Consider the following 16,186-nt stretch of genomic DNA (forward strand, 5'->3'; position numbering starts at 1 on the left):
TCGTGACGGAGGGCCCTTAGCTCAGTCGGTAGAGCAACTGACTTTTAATCAGTAGGTCGCTGGTTCGAATCCAGCAGGGCTCACCACCTTCCACCGGCAGCTGAATGCTGCATGGGTCGGTGGAAAGCAGTGAACCGCGCATATCCGCAGTTTCAGACGCCTGTGATGCGTATGCCCGAACCCGGCACCTTATATTTGCGATTGAGTGCGATGAGGACGGAGGTAAGCCCCTCCGCGACCACCGAATTGCAAAGCGGGCCAGCGTTCCAGGCGCGCAGGCCGATTTCCTGCGCCAATGCCACCACCTGATCGGCAGCGTCCGTGTCGTCGGCGCAAACCAGTACGTCGCATTCGACATCTTCGTCCAGCTTGGTCAGGTGATGAGCACTGATATTCTGGAAGGCAGATACGACGCGAACGCCCTCGCCCAGCATCTTCTGCACCGCTTCCACAGCGGATCCACCATTGGGAAGCTGGACCCGGCTGACCTTTGGCGGCACGAGTGGCACGGTCACGTCGATCAGGATCTTGCCTTCAAGCGCGCCAGCGACTTCTTGCACGGTGGACTGCTGCGCGGCGTAGGGTACGGCGAGGACGATGATCTCACCCTGTGCAGCGGCTTCAGCATTCGCCGCCCCGGTTACGTTGTTGCCCCCGAGCAGCTCATTCATTTGCGCGGCGGCTTCCCTGGCACGTTCGGCTGTACGGCTGCCGATAACCACCTTATGACCCTTGTGCGCCCAGCGGAGCGCGAGCCCGCCACCTTCCTTGCCGGTTCCGCCGAGGACGGCGATGGTCGCCAGTTGCTCATTCTGCATCAGCTATACTCTCCTGTTCATGACGATGCGGGGATGCATCTTGTGATCTTCGCCGGCGCTCGCCTGCGGTCCGTTTGGAGTTGCCGTAGCGTGGAGAAGGTGCAGAGAAAAGCCTGGTTAGGGCTAGGCGCGCTGCGAACGGCAGGTCGGTCAAGCGCTTACGCCGCCATAGCCTTGTCCGCATGAGGCACGGGTATGGCCTGAGCGCCGCGCTCGGCAATCGCCTTGAGCAACGTCTCCACTTCCTTTCGCGCATTGCCTTTCAGGGCACCGGCGACACAGCCCAGATAGCTGCTGACGAGCCGGGCCGTCACCTGATCATCGGCGATGCGGGCTTGGGCCCATTCGTTGATCGTCGCGAACTCGAACCGCACCAGATCATCGACCAGCTGATCGACATCGACCCATGGCTGGAGCTGCTTTTTCGCCGCGAGAAGCTCGATCCACCGACGATTATGGTGGACGGCAGGCGCATGGATGGCGCTCCATATGTCCGGATCGACGTCGGAGCTGAAATAGAGCGACATGACGGCCTTGACGTAATTCCGCAGTTTCCGGTTACGCTGAAGGATGGAGATCATGCGCTCGATATTATGTTCCATCGTGCCGGGCGGGTTGATGTAGGAGAGCTTGCTGACATATTCGTCGAAATATTCCTGGATTGCCGCCGCGATCATCCGTTCACGGGTCTGAAAAGCATTGTAGAGGGTCCGTTTGGCGACCCCGGCGCGGTGGCCGATCTCATTCATGCTGAAGGCCGTGATGCCCTGCTCAGCGATCAGCTTTCGCGTCTCCGCCAAGATCCGCTTGCGTCGTTCGATGATGGCTGGGCTCGAATAAATTTGTGGCCGGTCGCCTACATCATTCAACATCGGCTCTCCTTGCCGCTCAACAGCTTGTCGGTTCTGCACCTTAGCCGCAATGCATGCGAGTGCAAATTTCAAACTGGGGCTAAAGTTGATTTTGAGATTTGTATCAGCCGAAACGAGTGACGATCGCCCCCCGCACTGCGTCACGCAACTGTCGGCGGATCGGATAGACGTTGGAAGGCAAATGCTGCGTCATGAGCAATCCGATGATCTTCTCGCGCGGATCGATGAAGAAGAAGGTCGAGAACACCCCGCCCCAGAAATATTCTCCGGTTCTTAGATCAGTGGCGAAGCCAAGCCCGAAACCTATTCCGGCGTAGTCCGCCTCGCTGAACATGGAAGAAGAGTGTTGAGCAAGATCGCCTGCGCCCGGGAGATGATTGGCATGCATGGCAGCGACCGTCTCAGCCTTTAGCAAGCGGACTCCGTCCAATTCACCACCGCGCAAAAGCATGCGTGCAAACCGGTGATAATCATGCGCGGTCGAGATCAGACCTCCGCCGCCGGATCGGAACCTCAGATTTCGCCGCCATCCGCTTCGAGCGCCTCTATCATAGAGCGATAACCGCTCATCTGGTCCCAACTGCCAGGCGTCGGTCATCCGATCCACCTTGTCTTCGGGCAACTCGAAGAATGTGTCGCTCATCCCTAGCGGCTGGAAGATGTGTCGATCGAAGAAACTGGCGAGGTCGAGACTGCTCAACCTTTCGACGATCACGCCCAAGACGTCCGTTGCCACCGAATAATTCCAGCGTTCACCCGGAGAAAATTCCAGTGGCAGCTGCGAGAGGGCGGCGACGAAGTCTGCGGAACTGCGCTTCTGCTGAAATTCGTCCAGGCTAAGCCGGCGATATTCCGCATCGATCGCCGTCTGCCGTTGGAGGCCATAGGTAAGCCCCGAGGTATGACGCAGCAGATCGATCATGCGCATCGGCTGCTTCAGCGCCTCCCGACCCAAGCCGACGGAGAGATTTTCAAATTCGGGGAGGATGTTCGTTACCGGATCGTCGAGCGCGACCAATCCCTGCTCCACCAACATCATGAAGGCGACCGAAGTGATGGGCTTCGTCATCGATGCGATGCGGAACAGCGAGTCGGGCTGGAGGGGTTCTCCACCGGCGCGCGCGATGCCGCTGATATGGGACAGCAAAACCCGTTCTTCACGCGACACAAGCAGGCGCAAGTGGGGCAGCTTGCCCGCGGTCACATATTGAAGGTGCAGCGAGTTGGCGAGCTGTTCCAATCGGCCGGGGTCCATGCCCGCCGCTTTTGCTGCCGCCGCGTCAATCTGCGTCGTCGCCTGCATTCCGCCTCCAATATCCTGCCCCCTCCTGCCGCTAAAGCAGCTACAGGCCCAGGACAATGGCGGGAACCCTGTTCGTCAGGGATGGATGGCGAAGTCGAAAATCCGCGCAGAGCCTGTGCCGTTGCCCCACATGCCAGGGCCAGCACCCGCGCTGACCGAATAGATGAAGCCATATTCTCCCGAGGGAAGATCGGCCGACGGCGTTACCTTGAACACGCCCGGCGTCACTTGTTCATAGTCGAACGGGATGCGGTCCTTGTCCATCACCCCTGCCTTTGCTCCGGCCAGGTTCATGCTGCCGACGCGTGTTTCGCGCCGATCCTTCTTCACATCGAAGCGGATGAGGCTGAATTCATTGGGAGAGGTGATGGCGCTGGCAGGGCCCGATAGCCAGAGCGACGCGCCACCGGCCTGAGACAGACCGCGGGTCGCCTCATCGAAATAGAAATAGAAGGTCGGCCGCGCTCGGCCCGTGCGGACCCGCGCCGTGATGTTCGGAATGACTGCCTTGATGCTGAGAGAAGCGATACCGCCGGTGAAGGCATAGCCCAATATGCCGCCGGTCTTGCTCTGGTTCGAGGTGGTCGGATCAATCCGCACCATGCGGGCATCATTCGCCAGGTAAACGCCGGACGGATGCGGCACCAAGGGATTGGGTGAGTCCGCCGAGAATGCCGCCTTGGAAGATACCGCGCCTTGCGAGCCCGCATCGATCATCGCCGCGATCACCGGACCGGACACGCCACGCTTTTTCAATGTGATCAGATCGTCGGTAGATAAAGCGTAATGGGCGGCCGATGCCTTGATCTTCGCAATCACGGCATCATCACCCAACCCCGCCTGGACAAGGGACACGACCATGTCGTTGGTCAATGTCTCCGCCTCAACGGCCGACGGCGCGCCAGCGGCGAGCAGCACCAATCCCGCGAGGAAGCCGCCAGTCTTCATATGTCACCCCCTGTGGAGGGAAAGCGCCCCCGCTTTCACCTACCGGCAAGAGGTTTAGACAGCGGGCATCGCTTTAGGCAAGCGCCTTGCGGACCAGTTCATTGACGACCTGAGGATTTGCCTTGCCCTGCATGGCCTTCATCGTCTGACCGACGAAGAAGCCGAACAGCGCTTCCTTGCCCGCCCTGTACTGCTCGACCTTGTCACCATTATCAGCCAGCACCTTGGCGACCGCTGCTTCGATCGCGCCGGTGTCGCTGGTCTGCTTCAGGCCCTTTTCCTCGACGATCCGGGGCGCACACTCGCCGGTTTCGAGCATGATTTCGAACACCTGCTTGGCGATTGTTCCGCTGATCGTACCGTCGGCAACGAGGGCGAGCAGCTCCGCGCCCTCTTCCGGGCCGACGGGGCTATCTTCGAGGTTCTTGCCCAGACGATTGAGCGCACCATAAAGCTCCGACAGCAGCCAGTTGGCGGAGGCCTTGGCGACTTCGCCCTCGCTCTTCTTCTGGATGCGCGCGCCTTCGGCGAGCAGTGCTTCGAACCAGCGCGCCGTGTCGGCGTCAGCGGTCAGGGTTGCGGCATTATAGGCGGAAAGGCCCAGTTGCTCCTCATAACGGCGGCGCTTCGCGTCGGGCAGTTCGGGCAGCGACTGGCGGCATTCCTCCAGGAAGGCGTCGTCCAGCTCAAGCGGCAGCAAGTCGGGGTCCGGGAAATAGCGATAGTCATGCGCGTCTTCCTTCGACCGCATGGACCGCGTTTCATTCTTGTCCGGATCGTACAGGCGGGTTTCCTGCACTACCTTGCCACCGGCCTCCAGCACATCGACCTGACGATTGGCCTCATGCTCGACCACCGCCATAACGAAGCGGACCGAGTTCACATTCTTCGTCTCGGTACGGGTGCCGAATTCATGCCCCGGCTTGCGTACGGAGACATTGACGTCCGCACGCATCGAACCCTGATCCATATTGCCATCACAGGACCCGACATAGCGCAGGATCGTCCGCAGCTTCGACAGATAGGCTCCGGCCTCGGCAGGCGAGCGCATGTCGGGTTTCGACACGATTTCCATCAGCGCCACGCCAGAGCGGTTGAGGTCGACATAGGAGCGGGTCGGATGCTGATCATGCATCAACTTGCCCGCATCCTGCTCGACATGGATGCGTTCGATGCCGATCGTCTTCGTGCTGCTGTCGGGGTTCTTCTCGTCCAGCGTGATCTCGATCTGCCCCTCACCTACCAGCGGGTGATAAAGCTGGCTGATCTGATAGCCCTGCGGCAAGTCGGCGTAGAAATAGTTCTTGCGGTCGAAGCGCGACCATTTGTTGATTTTCGCGTCAATGGCCATGCCGGTGCGTACCGCCTGACGGATACACTCCCGATTGGGTACGGGAAGCATGCCCGGCATCGCCGCGTCGACCAGGCTTACCTGAGTATTCGGCTCCGCACCGAAAGCGGTCGCCGCGCCGGAAAAGAGCTTCGCCTGGCTCGTCACCTGCGCATGGACTTCGAGGCCGATCACGACCTCCCACTCGCCGGTTGCGCCCTGAATGCGATAGGTTGATTCAGTCATTTTCTACACCGCCATCCCAGCGAATTTTTCATGTCGTCGTCCCAGCGGAGGCTGGGATCTTTCCAACTGTCGTGCCACGCCGCCTGAGATCCCAGCTTGCGCTGGGATGACGACGACATGAGCTTACCACCACTTCTCCGGCCGGGCGGTGAAGCCCGCGCGCTCTTCGATAGCCAGGCCTGCGTTCAGCACGGTTTGTTCGTCGAGCGCTTTGCCGATGATCTGGAGCCCAAGCGGCAGCCCCTGCGCGTCCAGCCCGCCCGGAACTGCCATCGCCGGCAGCCCGGCCAAAGAAGCCGGCACGGTGAAGACGTCGTTCAAATACATGGCCAGCGGATCAGCCTGCTTCTCACCCAAGGCGAAGGAGGCGCTCGGTGCGGTCGGCGTCAGCAGCAGATCGCACTTTTCAAAAGCCTGCTCGAAGTCGCGCGCGATCAGCGCCCGAACCTTCTGCGCCTGCGTGTAATAGGCATCGTAGAAGCCCGCCGACAGCACATAGGTGCCGATCATGATGCGGCGCTTAACCTCTGGACCGAACCCGGCAGCGCGAGTGGCCGCATACATGTCCTGCAGCCCCGCGCCATCGGGCAGGTCGCGCTGGCCATAACGCACGCCGTCATAGCGGGCGAGGTTGGAGGAAGCCTCGGCAGGCGCGATGATATAGTAAGTCGGCAGCGCATATTTGCTATGCGGCAGCGACACTTCCACTATCTCGGCGCCCGCGTCCTTCAGCCATTCGATGCCGCGATCCCAAAGCGCCGCGATCTCTTCATTCAGGCCATCGGGGCGATATTCCTTGGGGATGCCGACCTTCTTGCCCTTGAGATCGCTCGAAAGATTAGCCTCCCACTGCGGCACGGCCAGATCGAGCGAGGTCGAATCCTTAGGATCGAAGCCCGCCATCGTTTCGAGCAGGATCGCATTGTCGCGCACCGTCCGCGCCATCGGCCCGGCCTGATCGAGCGAGCTTGCGAATGCCACGATGCCCCAGCGAGAGCAGCGGCCATAGGTCGGCTTGATGCCGCTGATGCCGGTGAAGGCGGCAGGCTGACGGATCGAGCCGCCCGTATCGGTCCCCGTCGCTGCAGGGCAAAGCCGGGCCGCGACAGCAGAAGACGAGCCGCCCGAAGAGCCACCTGGGGCCAGCGCGGCATTGTCGCCGCCACTGCGCCGCCAGGGCGAGATCACATTGCCGAAATAGCTGGTTTCGTTGGACGATCCCATCGCGAACTGGTCAAGGTTGAGCTTGCCCAGCATGCCCGCGCCCGCATCCCACAGCTTCTTCGAAACGGTGGACTCATAGGTCGGCTTGAAGCCTTCGAGCATGTGGCTCGCGGCCGTCGTCTGCACGCCTTCGGTGCAGAACAGGTCCTTCATGCCGATCGGTACGCCTGACAGCGGCTTCAGCGCTTCCCCCGCCGCTTTCGCCTTGTCAGCGGCGTCGGCCGCTTCCAGCGCCTTTTCCGGGGTCTCGACGATGAAGGCGTTCAGCGCCTTCGCGGCGGCGACATTGGCGTTGAATGCCTCCGCGACTTCACGCGCGGAAAAGTCACCAGAGCGAAAGCCGTCGCGGATTTCGGCGACCGTCAAATCTGTCAGATTGCTCATTATTCAATCACCTTCGGCACCGCGAAGAAGCCATGTTCTGCCTGTGGCGCGTTGGCCAGCACCCTGTCCCGGACATCGCCATCGGTCACGGCGTCGTCGCGCAGGCGCAGCTTGTTGGGGATGACGGCAGTCATCGGCTCCGCGCCGGCCACGTCCACCTCGCCCAATTGCTCCACCCAGCCGAGGATGTTGTTGAGTTCAGGCACCATGGCTTCGGCTTCGGCGTCAGTCACCGAAATGCGCGACAGGCTGGCGATCTTCTTTACGGTCTGAAGGTCTATCGACATGGCGCCGCCGCTACCACCCGCTCACGTCCGCTTCAAGTCCGCACTTGCGCGTGAGGATCGGCTGCGCCAGACAGGCGCCGCCCGACGCAGCCTATGGAGCCCTGCCGGCCGAAGGAGAGCAAAGCATTGGCCCGCAAGTTCCTCTATGTCGTCGCCAGCCTGATCGTGCTGGTTCTCGCGGCGCTGCTGGTCTATCGCATCTGGGGCATGGAACTGATCCGCGCGGTGATGGTGCCGCGCGAGGCCTTCACTCCCATCGCTCCGCTCCCGGCGAACGCCTATGAGGATGCGAAAATGTGGATATCCCGCCCGGATATCGGGCATGACAATCCCGCGTTGTGGAAACCGGCCGGGCAAAAGGATGAACCGATGCCGCAAAAGGCGGCGGTCTTTTTCATTCACCCCACGTCCTACATAACTGCTTTTAGCAGCGCGCACTGGAACATGCGGCTGGACGACAAGGATGCGTTGGCGACCGCCCGCCGGTTCGTGCAAGCGCAGGCGAGCGCCTTCAATGCGGTCGGCAATGTCTGGGTGCCGCGCTACCGGCAGGCGAATTACGGCGCATTCCTCACCGGCAAGCCCGCAGGTGAGCAGGCTTTGGCCGCCGCGCACAGAGACGTTTCCCAAGCTTTTGCCGCTTTCCTGAAGGCAAATCCGGCTGGTCCGATCATTCTCGCAGGGCATAGCCAGGGTTCGCGCCATTTGCTCCAGCTGCTCCATGACCAAGTGGCAGGCAAGCCGGTGGCTTCCCGTGTCGCTGCGGTCTACGCAGTGGGCTGGCCCGTCTCTGTGGAGGCTGACTTGCCCGCCCTCGGCCTGCCCGCATGTGCGCGGAGCGATCAGGCGCGCTGCATCCTCAGCTGGCAAAGCTATGCGGAGCCCGCTGATCCTTCGCCGATGATCGAGAGTTTTGAGCGCAAGGCCGGGTTCAACGGAAGGCCGCGCAAGGACACCCATATGCTCTGCACCAATCCTATAACAGGCACCTTCAACGGGGCTGCTCCGGCCAGCGCCAATCAAGGAACGCTGGACAGCCGAGAGGAAGGAAAGCCTCCCCGTCTGCTCAAGGGCGTCGTACCGGCGCGGTGCGAGAGCAGCGGCATATTGATGATCGGTGAGCCGATCGACATGGGGCCTTTCACCCTCCCCGGCAATAATTACCATGTCTACGACTATAGCCTCTTCTGGGGCGACGTGCGCGAAGACGCCCGCCGCCGCCTGGCGAATTTCGCAAAGTCGTGAGCGTGCTGCTTACCACCGATCGCGCGGCATTTCGTGAGGCCCTGCCCCAAGGCGGGCGATTGCTCGGCATGGATGTCGGCACGAAGACGATTGGCCTCGCGCTTTGCGACGCTGGCTGGTCGATCGCCAGTCCGGCCCACACGGTTTCGCGCGGCAAATTCAGCAAGGACAAGATAGCGCTGGCTGCCTTCATCGACCAGCAGCAGGTGAAGGGTGTCGTCATCGGCCTTCCCCTCAACCTCGACGGCAGCGAAAGCCCGCGCAGCCAGGCCAGCCGCGCCTTTGCGCGCAACATCGCCGACTTGAGGCTGCCGATACTGCTGTGGGACGAGCGATGGTCGACCCAGGCCGTCACCCGGACGCTGCTGGAGGCAGATGCAAGCCGGGCACGGCGCGGCGAACTGGTCGACAAGCTGGCTGCAAGCTACATCCTGCAAGGCGCGATCGACGGATTGATGGCCGGTTTTTAACCCGGTCCGTCAAACGCGGAGATGATCGGGCATGGCCCATCGTCAGAGGCGTTGCATGCGCTCGAAAGCCTGCGGAGCGAGTCTCGTGCCGCTTGAAGTTCGGCTATCTTGCGGTCAAGCGCCGCCAGCCTCTCGGCCGCCAATTCCCTCGCCCGCTTTCGGTCCTGCCCCGCGTCCAGCTGCAAAAGCTCGCCGATCTGCTCCAATGTGAAGCCTGCCGCCTGCGCTGACCTGATGAACTTCAACCGGCGCACATCCTCATCTTCATAGCGCCTTATGCCGGACGTCGGACCGCGCGCGCCGCGCTCCGGCATCTCCAGCAAGCCGCGCCGTTGGTAAAAGCGCACCGTCTCGACGCCAACGCCGCCTGCGCGCGCCAGACCAGAAATCGTCATCGACATGCTTGACTCCGGACCATGGTACGGAACCCATATGGGATGGAGACCAAAACTCTCCAAGTGAAAGAGATGTCATGAGCCCCAATGCCGCCACGGCCACCCACCCCCGAAAAGCAGTCCTCTATCGCATGGTGATGCCGGGCCACACCTGTCCCTACGGCCTGAAGGCGCGTTGGCTGCTGCGGCACAAGGGATATGAGGTGGAGGATCACTGGCTCACGAGCCGGGAGCAGACCGACGCCTTCAAACGCGAGCATGACGTCAAGACGACGCCCCAGATCTTCATCGAAGGCAAGCGGATCGGCGGCCATGACGACCTCCGGCGCTTTTTCGGCATGAAAGTCGCCAACCCATCAGATACCAGCTATGTGCCCGTGATCGCCGTCTTTGCCGTGGGCGCCTTGCTGGCGCTCGCGGTAAGTTGGTTAACCGCGATGCCGCTGGTCAGCGTCATGACGGTGGAGAGCTTCATCGCGATCACCATGATGCTCGTCGCCATGCTGAAGCTTCAGGATGTCGACCGGTTCGCGACCATGTTCCTGAACTACGACCTGCTGGCCCGCCGCTATGTGCCATATGGCAAGGCCTATCCCTTCCTGGAGCTGGGTGCGGGCGTGCTGATGTTGACCGGCCTGTTCCATTGGCTTTCGATACCGGTAGCGCTGTTCATCGGCGGCATCGGCACGGTATCGGTTTTCAAGGCCGTCTATATCGACAAGCGCGAATTGAAATGCGCCTGCGTCGGCGGCAGCAGCAATGTGCCATTGGGTTTCGTGTCGCTCACCGAAAATCTGATGATGGTGGCGATGGCGTTGTGGATGCTGGCGCGCCTTTGAAGCTGGCGGCAAGCGGCGCGCGGATCGTCAGGCTTCCACCCAATGGGCTGACGCAATGCCCTGAGCATAGAGCAGCACGGACAGGTCCCCATGGACGATTTCGGCATGCGCCGCCTCGCGGGTCTTGGGCTTGGCATGATAGGCGACGCCCAGTCCTGCTCCCTGGATCATCGGTATGTCGTTAGCACCATCACCTACCGCGAGCGTGAGCGTCCGGTCGATGCCTGCTGCTATCGCCGCCTCCAGTTCCTGCAGCTTCCGGGAAGCGTCGACGATCGGCAACGTCACCGTTCCGGCCAACGCGCCGTCGGCGATCTCGAGAACATTGGCTACCGCGCGATCGAAGCCGATTTCCTCAGCAACGGGACCCGTGAAGCGGGTGAAGCCGCCAGAAACAAGCAGGGTTTGAGCCCCCCTCGCCTTCATGGTGCGGACAAGGGCGCGCGCGCCGGGCATGATCTTGACCCGCTCCGCACGGCATTGATCGATCGCCTCATCCGCCAGCCCCTTCAGAAGCGCCACCCGCTCATGCAACGCGCCCGCAAAGTCCAGTTCGCCCCGCATCGCACGTTCGGTGATTTCGGCGATCTGGGGCTTGATCCCGGCATAGTCTGCGAGTTCATCGATACATTCCACAGTGATCATGGTGGAATCCATGTCGGCAATCAGCAGCTTCTTCTCACGCCCTTCGGCAGGCTGAACGATCACGTCCACCTTGTCGCCAATTCCGGTCAAAGCCGCGCGCGCGGCCACGGGATCGCTGCCGAAGAAGATGTCGGCAGCCTTGTCCTCGTCCAGCCACTTGATATCCACTGGCGCGCAACCCGCCGTGGCGAGCCGGGCGACGGCTTCCGCAATATCCTCCTGACTCAAGGCAGCACTTGCCACTAAGGTCGCGACGAACATGGACACTCCTGAAACATCGAAGGGCGAATCCCGCCCGCGCGTCGCGCTTATTGCCGGACCTACCGCGAGCGGCAAGAGCGCGCTGGCGGTTCGGCTGGCTCAATCCGCCAATGGGATCGTCATCAATGCCGACGCCAGCCAGGTCTACGCCGATCTGCACATCCTGTCGGCGAGGCCAAGCGCCGAAGACATGGGGGGTGTGCCGCATCGCCTTTTTGGCCATATCGACGGAGCGGAAGCGTGCACCGCAGCCCGCTGGGCCGCTGAAGCCAGCATCGAAATCGACAAAGCGCATGCGAGAGGGCTCCTGCCGATCCTTGTGGGGGGCACCGGCCTTTATCTGCGCACGTTGCTCGACGGGATTGCGCCGGTCCCGGAGATCGATCCGGACATTCGCTCCTTCGTTCGCTCCATGGCCGTCGCCGATGCTCACGCCGCGCTGACGATCGAAGATCCGGCGGCTGCCGCACGGCTGGCACCGGCCGACAGCACAAGGGTTGCGCGCGCACTGGAAGTGGTGCGTTCGACGGGGAAACCGCTTGGCTTCTGGCAGCAGCAAAAGAGGGGAGGAATTGGGGAGCGCATTGATCTTTCTCCCCTTATCCTGCTGCCCCCGCGCGATTGGCTGATCGCGCGCTGCGACCGCAGGTTCGAGCAGATGGTGCATATAGGCGCGGTGCAGGAAGTCGAGGCCCTGCTTGCCCGCGACCTGTCCCCCGACCTGCCGGTGATGCGCGCCATTGGAGTTCCTGAGATCAGGGGCTGGTTGCAGGGCGAGATTGACCGCGAGACCATGCTGGAGAAGGGACGTATCGCCACTCGCCAGTACGCCAAACGCCAATATACCTGGTTTTCTCGCCAACCTCCGCCGACTTGGGCGATCGAACAGCGGAAGATTGATGACGAAATAGTCGAAGAACTTGTAATAAAGTTGCTCATATAGGTATTGACTTGCCATTTTATGTCGAATAGAGGCACCCACCTTGCCAATGCTCCTCTTGCAGGGCAGAGGGCGCAACCTGCATCCAGTGGAAGGATTTCATCGTGGCCGAAAAGAGCGGCGCGGACATTTTGGTTGAGTGCCTGATCGACCTGGGGGTCGAAGTCGTGTTCGGTTATCCGGGCGGCGCGGTGCTGCCCATTTATGACGCACTTTTTGACCATCCCAAGATCCGCCACGTCCTTGTTCGCCATGAACAGGGCGCGACGCATATGGCGGAAGGTTACGCCCGTTCCACCGGCAAGCCCGGCGTCGTGCTCGTCACCTCCGGCCCCGGCGCGACCAACGCCGTCACCGGCATCACGGACGCGCTGATGGACTCCATCCCGATGATCGTCATCACCGGGCAGGTGCCGACGCAGTTGATCGGCACCGATGCGTTCCAGGAAGCGGACACGGTCGGCATCACGCGCCATTGTTCCAAGCACAATTATCTGGTTAAGGACCCGGCCAAGCTGGCGAGCGTAGTCCATGAGGCGTTCCATATCGCCACCACCGGTCGACCCGGTCCTGTCGTCGTGGACATCCCCAAGAACGTCCAGATCGCAACCGCGCCCTATGCCAAGCCGCTGGGTTTCGAACATGCGAGCTACAAGCCGCAGACGCAGGCTGATCCTTCGGCGATCGCACAAGCTGTCGAGATGCTGGCAAAGGCCGAGCGCCCGATCTTCTACACCGGCGGCGGCGTCATCAACTCCGGCACCAAGGCGTCCGCCCTGCTTCGTGAACTGGCGGAACTGACCGGCGCGCCCGTTACTTCGACCCTCATGGGCCTGGGCGCTTTCCCTGCTTCCTCGCCCCAATGGCTGGGCATGCTGGGCATGCACGGCACCTATGAAGCCAATTGGGCGATGAACAAGGCGGACCTGATCGTCTGCGTCGGCGCGCGCTTTGACGATCGCGTGACGGGCCGCCTCGACGCCTTCGCGCCGAACAGCAAGAAAATCCACATCGACATCGACCGCAGCTCGATTAACAAGACGGTCGAGGTTGACCTCCCCATCGTCGCGGATGTGGGCAACGCGCTGACGGACATGATCACCGGCTGGAAGACGCATGGCCACAAGGCGGCGGACCTTTCCGAATGGTGGGCCCGGATCGAAGGCTGGCGTGCCCGCAACAGCCTGGCCTATCCGGAAAGCCGTGAAGAGATCATGCCGCAGGAGGCGATCGCCGAACTCTACCGCGCTTCCAAGTCGGCCAAGGACGTCATCATCACGACCGAAGTCGGCCAGCACCAGATGTGGGCGGCCCAGCATTTCGGCTTTGAAGCGCCCAACAAGTGGCTGACCTCTGGCGGCCTTGGCACCATGGGTTATGGCTTCCCGGCCGCCATCGGCGCGCAGGTTGGCAATCCCGACAGCCTGGTGGTCTGCGTCGCGGGCGATGCCTCGATCCAGATGAACATCCAGGAAATGGGGACAGCGACACAATACCGGCTGCCGGTCAAGGTGCTCATCCTCAACAATGAATATATGGGCATGGTCCGCCAGTGGCAGGAACTGACCTATGAAAGCCGCTATTCCAACAGCTACTCGGACAGCCTGCCCGACTTCGTGAAGCTGGCCGAAGCCTACGGCTGGACCGGCATCCGCATCGAGGGGCCGCAGGAACTGGCGGCGGGCATCCGTCAGATGATCGACACGCCCGGCCCGGTGATCGTGGACTGCCGCGTAGCCAAGCTGTCCAACTGCTTCCCGATGATCCCGTCGGGCGCGGCGCATACCGACATGCTGCTCGATCCCAACCAGATCGCGGGTATCATGTCGGACGAGGCAAAGGCGCTGGTGTGACGCAGCATCTGAAGCTCCGCATCCATGTGAGCGAACCCTTCGACTTTGAACGGATCAGCGGTACGGCCGAGCTGAAAGGCTGGACCGTGGATCACGCTGATCCGGAAAATGAAGCGTGGGAAGTGCATCTGGATGAGGGCTTCGATTTTCACGAACGCCATATCGGCCGCCTGCTGGTCAGCCCTCGCTATGTCGGTGAGCATCTGACTCGCATGTTCGACGCGATCGCGGGCTTCCCCGTCCGCCTCGCCCATCGGGATGACGGCAGCTGGCACTATGCCTTCACGGGAATGATCTCCCAGCGCCACGAGCGCAAAGAAGAACCGGATAACGGAACGAGCATCTGATGCACATTCAGGAAGAATATAGCGAACGGCACGTCCTGTCGCTCACGGTCACCAACGAAGCGGGCATCCTCGCCCGCATCGCGGGCCTGTTCACCGCGCGCGGCTATAATATCGACAGCCTGACCGTGGCGGACATCACGCCCGATCATGCGATCAGCCGCATCACGATCGTCACCAACGGCCCGCCCAAGGTGATCGACCAGATCATCGCCCAGCTCGACCGGCTGGTGCCGGTTCACAAGGTGACAGACCTCACCGCCAACGGCCCCTTCGTCGAGCGCGAACTGGCGCTGGTCAAGGTTTCTGGCACCGGCGAGGATCGGATCGAAGCGCTGCGCTTGGCCGATGTCTTCCGCGCCAAGGTGGTGGACACGACGATCGAAAGCTTCATCTTCGAGATCACCGGAACGACCGACAAGATCGACAATTTCGTCGGCCTGATGCGCCAGATCGGCCTTGTTGAAGTCGGCCGCACCGGCGTAGTCGGCCTGATCCGCGGCAAGGAGCCGAACTGACCGAATTTCCCTCTCCCCTGCAGGGAGAGGGCAGCGACACTTGGCGGCTCGCCGTCTAGTCGCAGCGGGAGAGGGGCCAGCGCCCTCACGGGAGCAAAGCCCCCTCTCCAACTCCATCTAGGCCCGGCTGCGCCGAGCCAAGATTTCGTATCCTCTCCCCGTGCCGGAGAGAGGAAAAGTGGCGACGGTATTGAGGGAATAGGAAACATGAAGGTTTATTACGATCGCGACGCCGACATCGGCCTTATCAAGGGCAAGAAGGTCGCCATCCTGGGCTACGGCTCGCAGGGCCACGCTCACGCCCAGAACCTGCGCGACAGCGGCGTGGCGGAAGTCGCCATCGCTCTGCGCCCCGGCTCGGCCTCGGCCAAGAAGGCCGAAGGGGCAGGCTTCAAGGTCCTGCCCAACGCCGAAGCCGCCGCATGGGCCGACGTCCTCATGATCCTGGCCCCCGACGAGCATCAGGCCGCGATCTATGCCGACGACATTCATGCCAATCTGAAGCCCGGCGCGGCGCTCGCCTTCGCCCATGGCCTGAACATCCATTTCGGCCTGATCGAACCGCGCAAGGACGTGGACGTGATCATGATCGCGCCCAAGGGCCCCGGTCACACCGTCCGCAGCGAATATCAGCGCGGCGGCGGCGTCCCCTGCCTGATCGCGATCGCGCAGGACGCGACCGGCAACGCGCATGACATCGCCCTGTCCTACGCTTCGGGCGTCGGCGGCGGCCGCTCGGGCATCATCGAAACCAACTTCCGCGAGGAATGCGAAACCGACCTGTTCGGCGAGCAGGCCGTGCTGTGCGGTGGCGCGACCGCGCTCGTCCAGGCCGGCTTTGAAACGCTGGTCGAAGCTGGCTACGCGCCGGAAATGGCCTATTTCGAATGCCTCCACGAACTGAAGCTGATCGTCGACCTGATGTATGAAGGCGGCATCGCCAACATGCGCTACTCAATCTCGAACACCGCCGAATATGGCGACATCAAGACCGGCCCGCGCATCATCACCGAAGAAACGAAGAAGGAAATGAAGCGCGTCCTCGCCGACATCCAGTCGGGCCGCTTCGTCAAGGACTTCGTGCTCGACAACCGCGCTGGCCAGCCCGAACTGAAGGCGAGCCGTATCGCCGCCCAGCGCCACCAGATCGAGGAAACCGGCGCCAAGCTGCGCGCGATGATGCCCTGGATCGGCGCGAACAAGCTGGTGGACAAGGAAAAGAACTAAGCTTTTCAGCTTCTTCACGGCGCAAGCTGGGATCTCT

At 61.8% G+C, this 16,186-nt stretch carries 17 protein-coding genes and 1 tRNA gene; 9 read left to right on the top strand and 9 right to left on the bottom strand.

What is annotated here, in order from left to right:
* The first annotated feature begins 10 nt into the window (after positions 1-10).
* Positions 11-86, top strand: a tRNA-Lys gene (locus NCHOL11_RS06820).
* Between the two features lie 66 nt (positions 87-152).
* Here the strand turns inward: NCHOL11_RS06820 and npdG are convergent.
* From npdG to gatC, 7 genes are all read right to left on the bottom strand, one after another.
* A complete protein-coding gene (npdG, locus tag NCHOL11_RS06825) occupies positions 153-818 on the bottom strand; it encodes an NADPH-dependent F420 reductase (protein ID WP_097091634.1) in 666 nt (221 codons plus the stop codon).
* A gap of 158 nt (positions 819-976) precedes the next feature.
* Complete coding sequence (locus NCHOL11_RS06830) at positions 977-1,690, bottom strand: TetR/AcrR family transcriptional regulator (protein ID WP_097091635.1); 714 nt, start codon at positions 1,688-1,690, stop codon at positions 977-979.
* Between the two features lie 103 nt (positions 1,691-1,793).
* Positions 1,794-2,993 carry a serine hydrolase domain-containing protein gene (locus NCHOL11_RS06835; RefSeq protein ID WP_097091636.1) on the bottom strand — a complete coding sequence of 400 codons (1,200 nt, stop codon included), beginning with the start codon at positions 2,991-2,993 and terminating at the stop codon, positions 1,794-1,796.
* 75 nt (positions 2,994-3,068) lie between these two features.
* Complete coding sequence (locus NCHOL11_RS06840) at positions 3,069-3,941, bottom strand: hypothetical protein (protein ID WP_097091637.1); 873 nt, start codon at positions 3,939-3,941, stop codon at positions 3,069-3,071.
* 73 nt (positions 3,942-4,014) lie between these two features.
* Complete coding sequence (gatB, locus tag NCHOL11_RS06845) at positions 4,015-5,517, bottom strand: Asp-tRNA(Asn)/Glu-tRNA(Gln) amidotransferase subunit GatB (protein WP_097091638.1); 1,503 nt, start codon at positions 5,515-5,517, stop codon at positions 4,015-4,017.
* A gap of 123 nt (positions 5,518-5,640) precedes the next feature.
* The gene (gatA, locus tag NCHOL11_RS06850) at positions 5,641-7,125 is read right to left on the bottom strand and encodes an Asp-tRNA(Asn)/Glu-tRNA(Gln) amidotransferase subunit GatA (protein WP_097091639.1); all 1,485 of its coding nucleotides are present in this window, start codon (positions 7,123-7,125) and stop codon (positions 5,641-5,643) included.
* Positions 7,125-7,412 (bottom strand): Asp-tRNA(Asn)/Glu-tRNA(Gln) amidotransferase subunit GatC, encoded by a 288-nt coding sequence (gene gatC, locus NCHOL11_RS06855; RefSeq protein ID WP_097091640.1) that lies wholly within the window; start codon positions 7,410-7,412, stop codon positions 7,125-7,127. The genes gatA and gatC overlap by 1 nt, the downstream gene beginning before the upstream one ends.
* A gap of 126 nt (positions 7,413-7,538) precedes the next feature.
* Between gatC and NCHOL11_RS06860 the strand changes: the two genes are divergently transcribed.
* Both NCHOL11_RS06860 and ruvX read left to right on the top strand, forming a co-directional pair.
* A complete protein-coding gene (locus NCHOL11_RS06860; protein ID WP_097092784.1) occupies positions 7,539-8,657 on the top strand; it encodes a DUF3089 domain-containing protein in 1,119 nt (372 codons plus the stop codon).
* Positions 8,658-8,662: 5 nt separating this feature from the next.
* Positions 8,663-9,127 carry a Holliday junction resolvase RuvX gene (gene ruvX, locus NCHOL11_RS06865; protein WP_097092785.1) on the top strand — a complete coding sequence of 155 codons (465 nt, stop codon included), beginning with the start codon at positions 8,663-8,665 and terminating at the stop codon, positions 9,125-9,127.
* Here ruvX and NCHOL11_RS06870 read toward each other — a convergent pair.
* Positions 9,124-9,528, bottom strand: a complete 405-nt coding sequence (locus tag NCHOL11_RS06870; protein WP_097091641.1) for a MerR family transcriptional regulator — start codon at positions 9,526-9,528, stop codon at positions 9,124-9,126. The genes ruvX and NCHOL11_RS06870 overlap by 4 nt on opposite strands.
* A 71-nt stretch (positions 9,529-9,599) precedes the next feature.
* Here NCHOL11_RS06870 and NCHOL11_RS06875 point away from each other — a divergent pair, with 71 nt between their 5' ends.
* The gene (locus NCHOL11_RS06875; protein ID WP_097091642.1) at positions 9,600-10,361 is read left to right on the top strand and encodes a MauE/DoxX family redox-associated membrane protein; all 762 of its coding nucleotides are present in this window, start codon (positions 9,600-9,602) and stop codon (positions 10,359-10,361) included.
* 27 nt (positions 10,362-10,388) lie between these two features.
* Here the strand turns inward: NCHOL11_RS06875 and serB are convergent, their stop codons facing one another.
* Complete coding sequence (serB, locus tag NCHOL11_RS06880; protein WP_097091643.1) at positions 10,389-11,267, bottom strand: phosphoserine phosphatase SerB; 879 nt, start codon at positions 11,265-11,267, stop codon at positions 10,389-10,391.
* Between serB and miaA the strand changes: the two genes are divergently transcribed.
* From miaA to ilvC, 5 genes are all read left to right on the top strand, one after another.
* Positions 11,266-12,210 carry a tRNA (adenosine(37)-N6)-dimethylallyltransferase MiaA gene (miaA, locus tag NCHOL11_RS06885; RefSeq protein ID WP_097091644.1) on the top strand — a complete coding sequence of 315 codons (945 nt, stop codon included), beginning with the start codon at positions 11,266-11,268 and terminating at the stop codon, positions 12,208-12,210. The two genes, serB and miaA, sit on opposite strands and share 2 nt — an antisense overlap.
* Before the next feature lie 101 nt (positions 12,211-12,311).
* Positions 12,312-14,060: an acetolactate synthase 3 large subunit gene (locus tag NCHOL11_RS06890; protein WP_097091645.1), complete on the top strand. Its 1,749-nt coding sequence runs from the start codon at positions 12,312-12,314 to the stop codon at positions 14,058-14,060.
* Positions 14,057-14,407, top strand: coding sequence for a hypothetical protein (locus tag NCHOL11_RS06895; RefSeq protein WP_097091646.1), 351 nt, complete (start codon positions 14,057-14,059; stop codon positions 14,405-14,407). Before NCHOL11_RS06890 ends, NCHOL11_RS06895 begins: the two co-directional genes overlap by 4 nt.
* Complete coding sequence (gene ilvN, locus NCHOL11_RS06900) at positions 14,407-14,922, top strand: acetolactate synthase small subunit (RefSeq protein ID WP_066523989.1); 516 nt, start codon at positions 14,407-14,409, stop codon at positions 14,920-14,922. The genes NCHOL11_RS06895 and ilvN overlap by 1 nt, the downstream gene beginning before the upstream one ends.
* A gap of 207 nt (positions 14,923-15,129) precedes the next feature.
* Positions 15,130-16,149: a ketol-acid reductoisomerase gene (gene ilvC / locus NCHOL11_RS06905; protein WP_097091647.1), complete on the top strand. Its 1,020-nt coding sequence runs from the start codon at positions 15,130-15,132 to the stop codon at positions 16,147-16,149.
* The last annotated feature ends 37 nt before the right edge of the window (positions 16,150-16,186 follow it).

The sequence above is a fragment of the Novosphingobium sp. Chol11 genome (assembly GCF_900218065.1).
Classification (GTDB): Bacteria; Pseudomonadota; Alphaproteobacteria; order Sphingomonadales; family Sphingomonadaceae; genus Sphingobium; species Sphingobium agri.